The 14688-nt window shown below is 71.9% G+C and carries 10 protein-coding genes; 4 read left to right on the top strand and 6 right to left on the bottom strand.

Features of this window, described 5'->3' with window-relative positions; all coding sequences use genetic code 11:
* Nucleotides 1-33 precede the first annotated feature (33 nt).
* On the top strand, nucleotides 34-510 hold the full coding sequence (locus tag OIU81_RS27675) for a PPOX class F420-dependent oxidoreductase (protein ID WP_329152059.1): 477 nt from the start codon (nucleotides 34-36) through the stop codon (nucleotides 508-510).
* Nucleotides 511-557: 47 nt separating this feature from the next.
* Here the strand turns inward: OIU81_RS27675 and OIU81_RS27670 are convergent, their stop codons facing one another.
* The gene (locus tag OIU81_RS27670; protein WP_329152057.1) at nucleotides 558-1319 is read right to left on the bottom strand and encodes a winged helix-turn-helix domain-containing protein; all 762 of its coding nucleotides are present in this window, start codon (nucleotides 1317-1319) and stop codon (nucleotides 558-560) included.
* Nucleotides 1320-1386: 67 nt separating this feature from the next.
* Here OIU81_RS27670 and OIU81_RS27665 point away from each other — a divergent pair, with 67 nt between their 5' ends.
* Nucleotides 1387-1962: a hypothetical protein gene (locus tag OIU81_RS27665; protein WP_329152055.1), complete on the top strand. Its 576-nt coding sequence runs from the start codon at nucleotides 1387-1389 to the stop codon at nucleotides 1960-1962.
* A 161-nt stretch (nucleotides 1963-2123) separates the two neighbouring features.
* On the opposite strand, the gene OIU81_RS27660 is transcribed toward OIU81_RS27665, so the two are convergent.
* The 3 genes from OIU81_RS27660 to OIU81_RS27650 form a co-directional block, all read right to left on the bottom strand.
* Nucleotides 2124-3584: a glutamate synthase subunit beta gene (locus tag OIU81_RS27660; protein ID WP_329152053.1), complete on the bottom strand. Its 1461-nt coding sequence runs from the start codon at nucleotides 3582-3584 to the stop codon at nucleotides 2124-2126.
* Complete coding sequence (gene gltB / locus OIU81_RS27655; protein ID WP_329152051.1) at nucleotides 3577-8181, bottom strand: glutamate synthase large subunit; 4605 nt, start codon at nucleotides 8179-8181, stop codon at nucleotides 3577-3579. Before gltB ends, OIU81_RS27660 begins: the two co-directional genes overlap by 8 nt.
* 291 nt (nucleotides 8182-8472) lie before the next feature.
* The gene (locus OIU81_RS27650) at nucleotides 8473-9204 is read right to left on the bottom strand and encodes a VIT1/CCC1 transporter family protein (protein ID WP_329155404.1); all 732 of its coding nucleotides are present in this window, start codon (nucleotides 9202-9204) and stop codon (nucleotides 8473-8475) included.
* Nucleotides 9205-9675: 471 nt separating this feature from the next.
* On the opposite strand from OIU81_RS27650, the gene OIU81_RS27645 reads away from it, so the two are divergent.
* Nucleotides 9676-10893, top strand: a complete 1218-nt coding sequence (locus OIU81_RS27645; RefSeq protein WP_329155402.1) for an ADP-ribosylglycohydrolase family protein — start codon at nucleotides 9676-9678, stop codon at nucleotides 10891-10893.
* Between the two features lie 108 nt (nucleotides 10894-11001).
* Nucleotides 11002-12258, top strand: coding sequence for a CaiB/BaiF CoA transferase family protein (locus OIU81_RS27640; protein WP_329152049.1), 1257 nt, complete (start codon nucleotides 11002-11004; stop codon nucleotides 12256-12258).
* A gap of 130 nt (nucleotides 12259-12388) precedes the next feature.
* Here OIU81_RS27640 and lgt read toward each other — a convergent pair whose 3' ends face one another.
* Nucleotides 12389-13441 carry a prolipoprotein diacylglyceryl transferase gene (gene lgt / locus OIU81_RS27635; protein WP_329152047.1) on the bottom strand — a complete coding sequence of 351 codons (1053 nt, stop codon included), beginning with the start codon at nucleotides 13439-13441 and terminating at the stop codon, nucleotides 12389-12391.
* Between the two features lie 131 nt (nucleotides 13442-13572).
* Nucleotides 13573-14562 (bottom strand): DsbA family protein, encoded by a 990-nt coding sequence (locus tag OIU81_RS27630; RefSeq protein ID WP_329152046.1) that lies wholly within the window; start codon nucleotides 14560-14562, stop codon nucleotides 13573-13575.
* Between the last annotated feature and the right edge of the window lie 126 nt (nucleotides 14563-14688).

Here is a 14688-nt window from a genome sequence, read left to right as displayed (position 1 = left end):
GGACCATGGCCGGACCGGCCTAAGCTCGTTCGCATGAGCCCTTCTCCCGCCACCAATCGCCGCGTCGAGCTCCCCGAGCTGCTGGAGTTCGTCCGCCCCCGGCACCGCGCGATCCTGCTCACCCGCCGCAGCGACGGCACCCCGCAGGGCTCGCCGCTGACCTGCGGGGTGGACGACTCCGGCCGGCTGGTGATGTCCACGTATCCGGAACGCGCCAAGGTCCGCAACGTCCGCCGGGTCTCCTCGGTCAGCGTGCTGGTGCTGTCCGACGAGTGGAACGGTCCCTGGGTGCAGATCGATGGCGAGGCCGAGGTCCTCGACACCCCGGACGCGATCGAGCCACTCGTCGAGTACTACCGCAACATCGCCGGGGAGCACCCCAACTGGGACGAGTACCGGGAGGCGATGCGCAAGCAGGGCAAGTCGCTGATCCGGGTGACACCGCTGCGCTGGGGCCCGGTCGCCACCGGCGGCTTCCCGGCCCGCCTCATGGAGGACGGCAACGCCTGAGGCGTGTCCGCAACGTCCCGCCCGGCTCGCGACGCCCGGCCCGCGGGTCAGGCCCGGGGCGGGCCGATCGCCAGGGAGGGATAGAGCGCCTCGTCGGGCAGGCCGAGCCGGTCGCGGAAGGCTCGGCGGCCGGCCACGGTGACGGTGAGGATGCGGGTGGTGACGGCCTTGACGATCCAGTCGTGCTCCAGGGCGTGCCGGTAGAGGGCGGCACCGACCGCGCCGGAGAGATGCTGGCGGCGCACCGTCCAGTCGAGGCAGGTGCGGACATGGGCCCGGCGGGCGACCGAGGGCCCGGCATCGGAAATGCCCAGCGCGGTCAGCCAGTTGGCGCCGGAGACGGTGAGCACCAGGCCGTAGTCCCGCGCCAGCAGGCCGCGTTCGGTCATGGCGGCGGCGATGGCGACGCCGAGCGCACCGGCGATGTGGTCGTAGCAGGTACGGGCGTGGTGCAGCGCCCGGCGGTGGTTGGCCTCGGCCAGCGAGCGGACCGGCACCTGGCGGTAGGGGGCCAGGCCGGCGAGGTTCTCCAGGGTTTCCGCGGTCTCCGGACCGGCCAGCCGCACATAGCGCCGCCGGCCCCGGCGCTCCTCGGCGAGCAGGCCGCCGGAGACCAGGAGGTTGAGGTGTTCGGTGGTGGTGGAGGGGGCCACCGCGGCGTATTCGGCGAGTTCACCGGCGGTCCAGGCGCCGCCGTCGAGCAGGGCCATGCAGATGGCGGCACGGGTGCGGTCCGCGAGCAGCGCCGCGAGGGCGGCCAGATCGGGGGTTTCCGCGACACTTTCCTGATCGGCGTCCCATCGTTTCATCTACACAGAGTAACCTCTCATCACATTTCGGTGAGTACCGAACCATCCGGCTTCTATCCTCAGGGCCATGAACGTCGCGCTGGAGAAGAGCAGTTCGGTCACCCCGGCGCTGCTGTCCACGGAGAACGACGACCAGACCTTTGTGCTGGTCGAGCTGCGGATCCGGTGGGAGCTCGGGCCGGTCGTCAGCGTCTGGCTGCCGTCCCGCGGCCGCACGGCGCAGAATCTCGCAGTGCGCCCGGACGTGGTCTTCAATCTGCCGCCGGACGGGACGGGGACCGAGGAGGGGACGAGCAGCATGCCATGCGCCACGGATGCGCCCTGGACCGAACCGTCCGAGCTGGTGCGGCCGCCCCGGCTCGCCCACTGCCCGGTGCAGTTGGAGGCCCGCCGGGTCGGCGAGCGGACGGTGACCGACGGGGCCTGGACACAGATCGAGGCACAGGTGCTGCGGGTGCATGTCGATCCGCGGGCCGTGCTGCCGCTCGGCGAGGGCGGGACCCCTCCGGGGGTCTGGGATCCGCCGGTGCATGACTTCCGGCCGTCGGCCACTCCCCCGCCGCGGCCCGTGCCGGCGCCCGCGCGGGAGCGGGCACGGCAGTGGGGGCTGCGCTTCCCCGCCGGGCGCGGCGGCCGCCCGTAGGCGCCACCGGGCGGCAGGGCCGCCGGGAAGCGGCGGCACACAGCACGCGGCGCCTGCCTCCGGTCGGGGGAGGGGGCAGGCGCCGCGGATGGGGGCCCGGGGGAAACCCCCGGGCCCCCATGCCGCCGTACGCCGTTGTACGGGACATCAGGGGACGGTCGTCACACGGTCAGTGCGCGATCCGTCGGCTTGATGGGAGCCGGCAGGGCGCTGACTCCGGTCAGGAAGTGGTCCACCCCGCGGGCGGCGGAGCGGCCCTCGGCGATGGCCCACACGATCAGCGACTGGCCGCGGCCGGCGTCACCGGCGACGTACACGCCGGGGACGTTGGTGGCGAAGTCCGCGTCGCGGGCGACGTTGCCACGCTCGTCGAGCTCCAGGCCGAACTGCTCGACCAGGCCGTTCTCCCGGTCGGTGCCGGTGAAGCCCATGGCGAGGGTGACCAGCTGGGCCGGGATCTTCCGCTCGGTGCCCGGCTTCGGCTCCGGCCGGCCGTCCTTGAACTCCACCTCGGTCAGGTGCAGCCACTGGACGTTGCCGTCCTCGTCGCCCTCGAAGTGGGTGGTGGAGACGGAGTAGATCCGCTCGCCGCCCTCCTCGTGCGCGGAGGTGACCTTGTAGAGCATCGGGAAGGTCGGCCACGGCTGGTTCGGGTTCCGCTCGTCGCCCGGCTTGCCCATGATCTCCAGCTGGGTGACGGAGGCGGCGCCCTGGCGGTGGGCGGTGCCGACGCAGTCCGCGCCGGTGTCGCCGCCGCCGATGACGACCACGTGCTTGCCCTCGGCGCTGATCGGGGCGACCGTCAGGTCACCCTCCTGCACCTTGTTGGCCAGCGGCAGGTACTCCATCGCGAAGTGGATGCCGCCCAGTTCACGGCCGGGCACCGGAAGGTCGCGGGAGGTGGTGGCACCGGCGGCGATGACGACGGCGTCGTAGCGCTTGCGCAGCTTCTTCGCGTCGAGGTCGCGACCGATCTCCACCTCGGTACGGAACTTGGTGCCCTCCGCGCGCATCTGCTCGATACGGCGGTTGATGTGGCGCTTTTCCATCTTGAACTCGGGGATGCCGTACCGCAGGAGACCACCGATACGGTCCGCGCGCTCGTAGACGGCGACGGTGTGACCGGCCCGGGTCAGCTGCTGGGCGGCGGCCAGACCGGCCGGACCGGAGCCGATGACGGCGACGGTCTTGCCGGAGAGGCGCTCGGGCGGCTGCGGGGTGACGTCACCCTTGTCCCACGCCTTGTCGATGATGGAGACCTCGACGTTCTTGATGGTCACCGGCGGCTGGTTGATGCCCAGCACACAGGCGGACTCACAGGGCGCGGGGCACAGGCGGCCGGTGAACTCCGGGAAGTTGTTGGTCGCGTGCAGCCGCTCGCTGGCCTCGGTCCAGTCCTCGCGGTAGGCGTAGTCGTTCCACTCGGGGATGAGGTTTCCGAGCGGGCAGCCGTTGTGACAGAACGGGATACCGCAGTCCATGCAGCGCGACGCCTGCTTGCTGATGATCGGCAGCAGGGAGCCGGGCTGGTAGACCTCGTTCCAGTCCTTGACGCGCTCCTCGACGGGGCGGGTCTTGGCGATCTCGCGCTCGTGGTTCAGGAAGCCCTTGGGGTCAGCCATTGGTCGCCGCCTCCATCATCTTCTCGTGGGTCTCGGACTCGGAGAGTCCGGCCTGCTCAGCGGCGTCCTTGGCGACGAGCACTGCCTGGTAGGTGGGCGGGATGACCTTGCTGAAGCGCGCGGCCGCGGCATCCCAGTCGGCGAGGAGCTTGTCGGCGACGGTGGAGCCGGTCTCCTCCTGGTGGCGGCGCACGACGTCGTGCAGCCACTGCTTGTCGGCGTCGTCCAGCGCGTGGACCGCGTCGACGAGTTCCTTGTTGACGTTGGCCTTGTCGAGGTCGATGACGTAGGCGAAGCCGCCGGACATACCGGCCGCGAAGTTGCGGCCCGTCTCGCCCAGCACGACCGCGTTGCCGCCGGTCATGTACTCGCAGCCGTGGTCACCGACGCCCTCGGAGACCACCGTGGCACCGGAGTTGCGGACGCAGAAGCGCTCGCCGACCCGGCCGCGCAGGAACAGCTCGCCGCCGGTGGCGCCGTAGGCGAGGGTGTTGCCGGCGATGGTGGAGAACTCGGCGAGGTGGTCGGCGCCGCGGTCCGGGCGGACCACGACCCGGCCGCCGGACAGGCCCTTGCCGACGTAGTCGTTGGCGTCACCCTCCAGGCGCAGCGTGACGCCGCGGGGCAGGAACGCGCCGAAGGACTGGCCGGCCGAGCCGGTGAAGGTGATGTCGATGGTGTCGTCGGGCAGGCCCGCGCCACCGAACTTCTTGGTGACCTCGTGGCCGAGCATGGTGCCGACGGTCCGGTTGATGTTGCGGATCGCGACCTGCGCCCGGACCGGCTCCGCGGCCTCGGCGCTGTCCGCGGCCAGGGCGTCGGCGGCGAGCTTGATCAGCTCGTTGTCGAGCGCCTTCTCCAGACCGTGGTCCTGCTCGATGACCTGGTGGCGCACGGCGCCCTCGGCCAGCTCGGGGACGTGCAGCAGCGGGGCCAGGTCCAGGCCCTGCGCCTTCCAGTGGTCCACCGCGCGGGAGGTGTTCAGCAGATCGGCGTGGCCGATGGCTTCGTCCAGGCTGCGGAAGCCCAGCTCGGCGAGGATCTCACGGACCTCTTCCGCGATGAACTGGAAGAAGTTGACGATGTACTCGGCCTTGCCGCTGAACCGCTCGCGCAGCGCCGGGTTCTGGGTGGCGATGCCGACCGGGCAGGTGTCCAGGTGGCACACCCGCATCATGATGCAGCCGGAGACGACCAGCGGTGCGGTCGCGAAGCCGAACTCCTCGGCGCCCAGCAGGGCGGCGATGACGACATCGCGGCCGGTCTTGAGCTGACCGTCGGTCTGCACCACGATCCGGTCGCGCAGGCCGTTGAGCAGCAGCGTCTGCTGGGTCTCGGCCAGGCCCAGCTCCCAGGGACCGCCCGCGTGCTTGAGGGAGGTCAGCGGGGAGGCACCCGTACCGCCGTCGTGGCCGGAGATCAGGACCACGTCCGCGTGCGCCTTGGAGACACCCGCGGCGACCGTGCCGACGCCGACCTCGGAGACCAGCTTCACGTGGATGCGGGCCTGCGGGTTGGCGTTCTTGAGGTCGTGGATCAGCTGAGCCAGGTCCTCGATGGAGTAGATGTCGTGGTGCGGCGGCGGGGAGATCAGGCCGACGCCCGGGGTGGAGTGCCGGGTCTTGGCGACCCACGGGTAGACCTTGTGGCCGGGCAGCTGGCCGCCCTCGCCGGGCTTGGCGCCCTGGGCCATCTTGATCTGGATGTCGTCGGAGTTGACCAGGTACTCGGAGGTCACACCGAAGCGGCCGGAGGCGACCTGCTTGATGGCCGAGCGGCGCGCCGGGTCGTAGAGCCGCTCGGGGTCCTCGCCGCCCTCACCGGTGTTGGACTTGCCGCCCAGCTGGTTCATGGCGATGGCCAGCGTCTCGTGCGCCTCCTGGGAGATGGAGCCGTACGACATGGCGCCGGTGGAGAAGCGCTTGACGATCTCCGACGCCGGCTCGACCTCCTCGATCGGGATCGAGGGGCGGTCGGTGGCGAAGGAGAACAGGCCGCGCAGCGTCATCAGCCGCTCGGACTGCTCGTTGACCCGCTCGGTGTACTTCTTGAAGATGTCGTAGCGCCGGGTGCGGGTGGAGTGCTGGAGCCGGAAGACGGTGTCCGGGTCGAAGAGGTGCGGCTCGCCCTCGCGGCGCCACTGGTACTCGCCGCCGATCTCCAGCGCGCGGTGCGTGGCGGCGATGCCGGAGGCCGGGTAGGCCTTGGCGTGCCGGGCCGCGACCTCCTTGGCGATGACGTCCAGACCGGCGCCGCCGATCTTGGTCGCGGTGCCGTGGAAGTACCGCGCGACGAATTCCTCGTCCAGGCCGACGGCCTCGAAGACCTGCGCGCCCCGGTAGGAGGCGACGGTGGAGATGCCCATCTTGGACATGACCTTCAGGACGCCCTTGCCGAGCGCCTTGATGAGGTTCTTGATGGCGGCCTCGGCCTCGATACCCGGCAGGAAGGTGCCCGCGCGGACGAGGTCCTCGACGGACTCCATGGCCAGGTAGGGGTTGACGGCCGCGGCACCGAAGCCGATGAGCAGTGCGACGTGGTGCACCTCGCGCACATCGCCGGCCTCGACGAGCAGACCGACCTGGGTGCGCTCCTTGGTGCCGATGAGGTGGTGGTGGACCGCGGCGGTCAGCAGCAGCGACGGGATCGGCGCGTGCTCGGCGTCCGAGTGGCGGTCGGAGAGCACGATCAGCCGGGCGCCGTCGTCGATGGCGGCGTCCGCCTCGGCGCAGATCTGCTCGATCCGGGCGGCCAGCGACTCGCCGCCGCCGGAGACCCGGTAGAGGCCGGAGAGGGTCACGGCCTTCATGCCGGGCATGTCGCCGTCGGCGTTGATGTGGACGAGCTTGGCCAGCTCGTCGTTGTCGATCACCGGGAAGGGCAGGGTCACGCTGCGGCAGGAGGCCGCGCTCGGCTCCAGGAGATTGCCCTGGGGGCCGAGGGAGGAGATCAGCGAGGTGACCAGCTCCTCGCGGATGGCGTCCAGCGGCGGGTTGGTGACCTGCGCGAAGAGCTGGGTGAAGTAGTCGAAGAGCAGCCGGGGGCGCTCGGAGAGCGCGGCGATCGGCGAGTCGGTGCCCATCGAGCCGATGGGTTCGGCGCCGGCCTTGGCCATCGGGGCGAGGATGACGCGCAGCTCTTCCTCGGTGTAGCCGAAGGTCTGCTGGCGGCGGGTGACCGAGGCGTGGGTGTGCACGATGTGCTCGCGCTCGGGCAGGTCCGCGAGCTCGATCAGGCCGGATTCCAGCCACTCCTGGTAGGGCTGCTCGGAGGCGAGCTGCGCCTTGATCTCGTCGTCCTCGATGATGCGGCCCTCGGCGGTGTCCACGAGGAACATCCGGCCGGGCTGCAGGCGGCCCTTGCGGACGACCTTCGCGGGGTCGATGTCCAGGACGCCGACCTCGGAGGAGAGCACGACCAGGCCGTCGTCGGTGACCCAGTAGCGGCCGGGGCGCAGACCGTTGCGGTCCAGGACCGCGCCGACCTGGGTGCCGTCGGTGAAGGTGACACAGGCCGGGCCGTCCCAGGGCTCCATCATCGTGGAGTGGAACTGGTAGAAGGCACGCCGGGCCGGGTCCATGGAGGGGGAGTTCTCCCACGCCTCGGGGACCATCATCAGCACCGAGTGCGGCAGCGAGCGGCCGCCGAGGTGGAGCAGCTCCAGGACCTCGTCGAAGGAGGCGGAGTCGGAGGCGTCGGCGGTGCAGACCGGGAAGATCCGCGCGAGGTCCTCACTGCCGAAGAGCTTCGAGGCCAGCTGCGATTCCCGGGCCCGCATCCAGTTGCGGTTGCCCTTGACCGTGTTGATCTCGCCGTTGTGCGCGACGAAGCGGTACGGGTGGGCCAGCGGCCAGCTCGGGAAGGTGTTGGTGGAGAAGCGCGAGTGGACCAGCGCGATCGCGGTGGCGAAGCGGCGGTCGGACAGGTCCGGGAAGAAGGGCTCCAGCTGGCCGGTGGTCAGCATGCCCTTGTAGACGATCGTCCGGGCGGACAGCGAGGGGAAGTAGACCCCGGCCTCCCGCTCGGCGCGCTTGCGCAGCGCGAACGCCTTGCGGTCCAGCGCCAGCCCGGTGCTCTTCTTGTCGCCCACGAAGAGCTGGGAGAAGGCGGGCATGGTGGCGCGGGCGCCGTTGCCCAGCAGCTGCGGGGCGACCGGGACCACCCGCCAGCCGATGACGTCCAGGCCCTCCTCGCCGGCGATCGTCTCGATGCGTGAGACGGCAGCGGCCGCTTCCTGGGCATCGGAGGGCAGGAAGGCGAGGCCGACGGCGTAGGCGCCGGCCTCGGGGAGCTCGAAGGTGACCTCTTCGCGGAGGAACGCGTCCGGCACCTGGAGCAGGATGCCCGCGCCGTCGCCCGAGTCGGGCTCCGAGCCGGTGGCACCGCGGTGCTCCAGATTCGTCAGGACGGTGAGCGCCTGCTCGACCAGTGCGTGGCTGGCCTCTCCGGTGAGGGTGGCCACAAAGCCGACGCCGCAGGCGTCGTGCTCGTTGCGCGGGTCGTACATGCCCTGCTGGGCGGGGCGGCCGTCCATGGGCGACCAGGCGGCGGCGCTGGCGCTGCTGGTGGTCGCGGAGTGCGTGGACGCGAAGCGCATCAAGCTCTCCCAACGTCGTCGTGGCATAGGAATTGCCGAGGGACGACGTTGGCCCTCCGCGAAATTTCGTGCAGGTTACAGGATGAGCCGCTTCTCGAAAAGCGAAAGGAGGCTTCCAACATGCGGACACCGCGGGTGCGGTGGGTCAGGACGCGGACGGAATCTGGAGCCGTCCCACAGGGCGGCGTTCGGCGAGCGACATTGCCCGCGACGCCTGGGCCTTATGCCCGGTCGTCATCAATTCGAAACCGTTGGGTAACGCGGTAATTATGCAGTCACTCGCATGACACGTCACCCTACGACGGTTCCGAACAGCACTCCCAGGGCGTACGTCACACCGGCCGCGGCGCCACCGAGGGCCAGCTGGCGCAGTCCGCTGAACCACCAGGAGCGCGCCGTCACACGGGCCACGACCGCCCCGCAGCCGAACAGCCCGACCAGTGCGAGCAGCACCGCCGGCCAGATCTCGGAAGCCCCCAGCAGATAGGGAAGAACAGGCAGCAGCGCGCCCAGCGCAAAGGATCCGAAGGAGGAAACGGCAGCGACAGTGGGCGAAGGAAGGTCGGAGGGGTCGATGCCCAATTCCTCACGGGCATGGATCTCCAGGGCCTGCTCGGGGTCCGAGGAGAGCTGTTCGGCGACCTGCCGAGCCAGCGCCGGCTCGACGCCCCGCGACACATAGAGGGCCGCCAGCTCGTCCAGCTCGTCCTTCGGGTGCTTGCGCAGCTCGGCCCGCTCGATTGCCAGCTCGGCCTGGACCAGCTCGCGCTGCGAGGCGACCGAGGTGTACTCCCCCGCGGCCATCGAGAAGGCGCCGGCCGCCAGTCCCGCCAGGCCGGTGATGATGATCGTCTGCTGCGACAGCGCGCCGCCGGCGACACCCGTCATCAGGGCGAGGTTCGAGACCAGTCCGTCCATCGCGCCGAAGACGGCGGGGCGCAGCCAGCCGCCGTTCACATCGCGGTGCGTGTGGTTGTCACGGTGCGCCACATGCGTCGGCGCCGCGGCATCCATGATCTCCATGACGGACATATCGGTACCTACTCCCTACAGCGAGGTGTGGGCCGATGGCGGCACTTCCCCCTCCAACACCTCGAAGTTATGCGCCTCTTACCCTCCGCCGCTAGCAAGGAAGGCCGAACTTACCGCTCTGACCTGCGGTTTTTCCCCGAGATCGGCGATGAGATCCGGGTCACACCCCCTGCGGCGCCGCCATGGACCCGCGGCCGCGACGCCGTCCGGGGCGGTCGACCGGGTGACCGTGACGCCCGGGAGAGGAGAGCCGGGCCGCCGCGTGGCACGGATGAAGCGCGGCGGTCCCGGTCGCGTGCGCCGCCGGACGGCGCGCTGCGGTGCACGCGACCGGGGCCGCCGCGGAGCCCCCGCCCCCTCCCCCACCGTGGAAGGACCCACCCGCACATGACCTACGCAAGCGAGCAGACCCCGGCCGCGCCGGACGCCCCCGGCCTCGGTGCCGCCGCGGTCCGGGCGGTCATGCCGGAGGTGAAGCCGGCGCCGGTGAGAGCGCCGGCGGCCGCCCCCGTCCCGCCGTCCCTGGAGGACCGGGCGATCGGCGCCCTGGTCGGGGCGGCGGTCGGGGACGCGCTCGGCGGGCCCGTGCAGGGCTGGTCGCCGGAGGAGATCGTGCGGCGGCACGGCGGCCGGGTCACCGGCATCGTCGGCCCCTTCCACGACGACTGGCGCACCGCCCGGCCGATCGCGCCGTACCACAAGGGCGACGGGCACGTCACCGACGACACCCTGATGACGCACGCCCTGGTGCGGGTCTACGAGACGGTGCGCGATCACCTCGACGCCTATGACATCGCCGACCACCTGGTGCCGGATCTGATCGGCACCCCGCGCTGGATCCCGGAGCTGGAGGCCGAGGCGCTGCCGCTGCAACGGATCTTCCTCACCGAGAAGTGGATCGTGGCGCGGCTGCACTACGGGCACGCGGACCCGCGGGAGGCGGGCGTCGGGAACATCGTCAACTGCGGTGCGGCGATGTACATGACACCGGTCGGCGTCGTCAACGCCGGCAATCCGGACCGGGCGTACGCGGAGGCGCTGGACATCGCCGGGGCCCATCAGGCCTCGTACGGGCGGGAGGCGGCGGGGGTGTTCGCCGCGGCCGTGGCCGCGGCCTTCATCCCGGACGCCACCCCGTCCTCCGTCGTCGTCCAGGCGCTGCGGCTGGCCAAGGACGGCACCCGCGCCGCGATCGAGGCGGTCTGTGAGGCCGCGTCGTCGCTGACCGATCACGAGTCGGCGCTGGAACCGCTGCGGGCGGCCGTCGCCCCCTTCGACACGGTGGGCCCGGACTACCGCAACCCCTCGCTCGGCGCCCGCCGCCCCTCCCGGCTGCACGCCGTCGAGGAACTCCCCGTCGCGCTGGGCATGCTGCTGATCGGCGGCGGCGACTTCCGCAGTACGGTGCTCGGCGCGGTCAACTACGGGCGGGACTGCGACTCGATCGCCACGATGAGCGGGGCGCTGGTCGGCGCCCTGCGCGGCGCGTCGGCGGTGCCGGCGGAGTGGAGCGAGGAGGTCGCCCGCGCCAGCCGGCTCGATCTGCAGGCGCCCGGGACCACGCTGGCCACCGTCGCCCGGGAGATCTTCACCCGCGACCGGTCCCGCGCCCGCACCCATGAGCAGGCCTTCACCGCGATCTCGGCCATCCCGGCGATGGCCGAGGCGGGCGGGCGGTGACCGCCACGGCCCCCGCCGGCACGGAGCCGGGCCGGCGCGTCCGGCCCCGCGGGCACCCACCGGAGCACCCGCCGCCCCCACCACCGACCGACCGGAGGCATCCGCACCATGACCGACCCGTCCCTGTCCGCGGCGCCCGGGCCCGCCGCGGGCGGGCGCACCTCCCCGCCGCCGCCCGCCGCCGGGCCGCTCGCCGGGCTGCGGGTGCTCGATCTCGCCACGCTGTTCGCCGGTCCGCTCGCCGCCACCCTGCTGGGGGACTTCGGCGCCGAGGTGATCAAGATCGAGCATCCGCACCGCCCCGATCCCGCGCGCGGCCACGGCCCCGCCAAGGACGGCATCGGACTGTGGTGGAAGCTGCTGGGCCGCAACAAGAAGACCATGACGCTGGACCTGTCCCACCCGGGCGGCCGGGACGTGCTGCTGCGGCTCGCCGCCCGGGCGGACGCCGTGATCGAGAACTTCCGGCCCGGCACCCTGGAACGCTGGGGCCTGGGCTGGGAGGAGCTGTCCGCCGTCAACCCGCGGCTGGTGCTGGCCCGGGTCACCGGCTTCGGCCAGTTCGGCCCGTACGCCCGGCGCCCCGGGTTCGGCACGCTCGCGGAGGCGATGAGCGGCTTCGCGGCGATGACCGGGGAGCCGGACGGCCCGCCGACCCTGCCGCCGTTCGGGCTCGCGGACGCCGTCGCCGCCCTCGGCACCTCCTACGCCGTGATGGCCGCGCTGCACGCCCGGACGGCCTCCGGCCGCGGCCAGGTCATCGACATGGCCCTCATCGAACCCATGCTGACCGTCCTCGGCCCGCAGCCGCTCTGGTACGACCAGCTCGGCCATGTCCAGCCGCGGACCGGCAACCGCTCGGCCAACGTCGCGCCGCGCAACATCTACCGCACCGCCGACGGCTCGTGGGTGGCGGTCTCCACGTCGGCGGAGTCGGTCGCCGAGCGGGTGATGCGGCTGGTGGGGCGCCCCGAGGTGATCGCGGAGCCCTGGTTCGCTACCGGCGCGGGACGGGCCGCGCACGCCGATGAGCTGGACGCGCCGGTCGCCGACTGGATCGCCCGGCACGACCGGGCCGAGGTGATGGCCGCCTTCGAGAAGGCCGAGGCGGCCGTCGCGCCGATCTATGACATCCGCGAGGTGATGACGGATCCGCAGTACCAGGCGCTGGGCTCGATCACCGAGGTCCCGGACGACGAACTGGGCACCGTCCGGATGCAGAACGTCCTCTTCCGGCTCTCCGAGACGCCGGGCGCCATCCGCTGGGCCGGCCGCCCGCACGGCGCGGACACCGACGAGGTGCTGGACTCCCTGGGTCTGACCGGCGCCGAGATCGACGGACTGCGTGCGGCGGGCGCACTGTGAGACCGGCCCCGGCGGGTGCTGGGCCCGGCCGCACGCCCCGTGGCCGCGCCGCCGACAGCACCACCCACAGCGCCGGGTGGACCCGAACGTATCGGGGCCACCCGGCGCTGCCGGCGTGTGGTGCTTCGCCTCAGGACTTCTTGGTGCTGCCGCTGCCGGCGGGCCTGGCGGTGTCCTCGGCGGACTCCTCCGCCGGGGCCTCGGCCTTGTCGTCGCCGGCCGCGTCCGTCGCGGGCCCGGTGTCCGCCGCGGCCTCGCCGTCGTCGGACGCGGTCTTCGGGGACGCCTTCTCGACGGAGACCTTGCCGCCGCCGTCACCGGCAGCGTCCCGGTCGCCCTCGGAGTCGGCCTCCTCGGCGTCCTCCGCTCCCGGCTCGACGACCGCCTCACGGCCGGGTGCCTTCTTGGCCGAGATCACCAGGTAGGCGACGGCCAGGACGAAGACGATCAGTGCGGTCCAGACGTTCAGCCGCAGGCCCAGGATGTGGTGCGCCTCGTCGACGCGCATGTACTCGATCCAGGCGCGGCCCGCGCAGTAGGCGGCGACATACAGCGCGAACGCCCGCCCGTGGCCGAGCCGGAAGCGCTTGTCGGCCCAGATGACCAGCGCGGCGACGCCGATGCACCACAGGCACTCGTAGAGGAACGTCGGGTGATAGGTGCCGCCGATGCGTCCGATGGCCGGGTCGGAGCTGATCTTCAGCGCCCACGGGACATCGGTCGGCTTGCCGTACAGCTCCTGGTTGAACCAGTTGCCCCAGCGGCCGATCGCCTGCCCCAGGGCCAGGCCAGGCGCCAGCGCGTCGGCGTACGCGGGGAGCGGGATGCCGCGCCGGCGGCAGCCGATCCAGGCGCCCACCGCACCGAGCGCGACCGCACCCCAGATCCCCAGGCCGCCCTGCCACACCTTGAAGGCGTCGAGCGGGTGGCCGTTCGGGCCGAAGTACGGCTCGTACGTCGTGATGACGTGGTAGAGGCGGCCGCCGACCAGCCCGAAGGGCACGGCCCACACGGCGATGTCCGCGACGGTTCCGGAGCGGCCGCCGCGCTGCACCCAGCGCTTGTTGCCGAGCCAGACACCGACGAAGACGCCGATGATGATGCAGAATGCGTAGCCGCGCAGCGGGACCGGGCCGAGATAGACGACTCCGGTCGACGGGCTGGGAATGAATGCGAGGTCCATGGCAGGGACGACGCTACCGCGCCGGGCGGGGTCGACGACAACCCACCCGGCTACGGCTGCGTAACGACCCCGCTCCCGGACCATGACGCTGAGTGTCCGGGCCGCCGGACCGGCGGTGCGGGACCGGCGGGCTAGGACGACGGCGCGAGGCCCCCCGCGCTCCGCGGTTCCCGGGGTGCGGCGGGGCGGTCGTGGGTCTGCCGTTCCTGGGACGTGACGCCCGGAGCGCCCGGAACCCCTGGGGCGTCCGGGGCGTCCGGGACGCCGGTGTGCCGGTGGTGCGGTGCGGTGCCGTGGTGGCCCGCCTGCTTCCCCGGGTGGGGCGAGGTGCTCGGGTGCGGCGGGAGGCTCTTCCCGGGCTGCTTGCCCTTGTTAGCGTCCTGCACCATCTTCTTCAGGTCCGCCGGGGTGAACCGGCCGCCCTTCTCCTGCGAGAGGTCCTTGCCGTTGAGCAGGACGGTGGGGGTGCCGCGGTATCCGGAGCCGGCGAAGGCGTCGTTGGACTTCTGCGCGAAGCGGTCGTACCTGCCGTCGTTGACGCACGTGGTGAAGGCGGGGGTCACCAGCCCCTTGACCTTGCCGGCCAGCTGGAGGAGGTACTGCTTGTCGGCGAACTTGTCCTGCGGTTCGGGCGGCTGGTTCGCGTAGAGGACGTCGTGGTACTCGCGGAATCTGCCCGCGTCCTGCGCGCACAGGGCGGCGTTGGCGGCGTTGAGGGATCCCTTGCCGCCGGAGTTGCCGTCGATGATCGTGACGAGGTGGTACTCGTTCTTGAGCTGGCCGGAGTCGACGAGTTCGTGGACGACCGGGCGGAAGCCGGTCTCGAACTGCTGGCAGGCGGGGCAGCGGAAGTCCTCCCACACCGTGAGGGTGGACGGGGCGTTGGCCGCGCCCACCGGGACGGCGGGCCGTTTGCCGTCGCTCGCCTGCTTCGGGACGGCGAGCGCTTGGTCGCTCTTGCCGCCGCCGTCGCCGGACGACGACGACGCCCAGACCGCGATGCCGCCGGCGATCGCCAGCACCACCACCACCGATCCGGCGACGATCGCCTGCCGCCGGTGCCGGGCGCGCGCCTTCTCCTTGTCCCGTTGTTCCTGCAGTCGCTCGCGGGCGGTTCTCATACCCTCATGGTTCTTCTGGCTCACGCCCCTGGACAACGAAGCGGAGGGGTGACCCTGCACCCCTCCGCACCGATGTTCGCCCTATCGAGGGACAGCGCGCCGGTGCGACGTGGACGTTTGCCCGGC

The sequence above is a fragment of the Streptomyces sp. NBC_01454 genome (genome assembly GCF_036227565.1).
Classification (GTDB): domain Bacteria; phylum Actinomycetota; class Actinomycetes; order Streptomycetales; family Streptomycetaceae; genus Streptomyces.
Note: the sequence above shows the minus strand (reverse complement) of the source record. Positions and strands in the feature narration are given on the sequence as shown.

Coding starts and splice junctions, on each gene's coding strand:
- gltB (WP_329152051.1), bottom strand. CDS start 8,181: ATGCGCTTCGCGTCCACGCACTCCGCGACCACCAGCAGCGCCAGCGCC.
- lgt (WP_329152047.1), bottom strand. CDS start 13,441: ATGGACCTCGCATTCATTCCCAGCCCGTCGACCGGAGTCGTCTATCTC.
- OIU81_RS27630 (WP_329152046.1), bottom strand. CDS start 14,562: ATGAGAACCGCCCGCGAGCGACTGCAGGAACAACGGGACAAGGAGAAG.
- OIU81_RS27675 (WP_329152059.1), top strand. CDS start 34: ATGAGCCCTTCTCCCGCCACCAATCGCCGCGTCGAGCTCCCCGAGCTG.
- OIU81_RS27670 (WP_329152057.1), bottom strand. CDS start 1,319: ATGAAACGATGGGACGCCGATCAGGAAAGTGTCGCGGAAACCCCCGAT.
- OIU81_RS27640 (WP_329152049.1), top strand. CDS start 11,002: ATGACCGACCCGTCCCTGTCCGCGGCGCCCGGGCCCGCCGCGGGCGGG.
- OIU81_RS27660 (WP_329152053.1), bottom strand. CDS start 3,584: ATGGCTGACCCCAAGGGCTTCCTGAACCACGAGCGCGAGATCGCCAAG.
- OIU81_RS27650 (WP_329155404.1), bottom strand. CDS start 9,204: ATGGAGATCATGGATGCCGCGGCGCCGACGCATGTGGCGCACCGTGAC.
- OIU81_RS27665 (WP_329152055.1), top strand. CDS start 1,387: ATGAACGTCGCGCTGGAGAAGAGCAGTTCGGTCACCCCGGCGCTGCTG.
- OIU81_RS27645 (WP_329155402.1), top strand. CDS start 9,676: ATGCCGGAGGTGAAGCCGGCGCCGGTGAGAGCGCCGGCGGCCGCCCCC.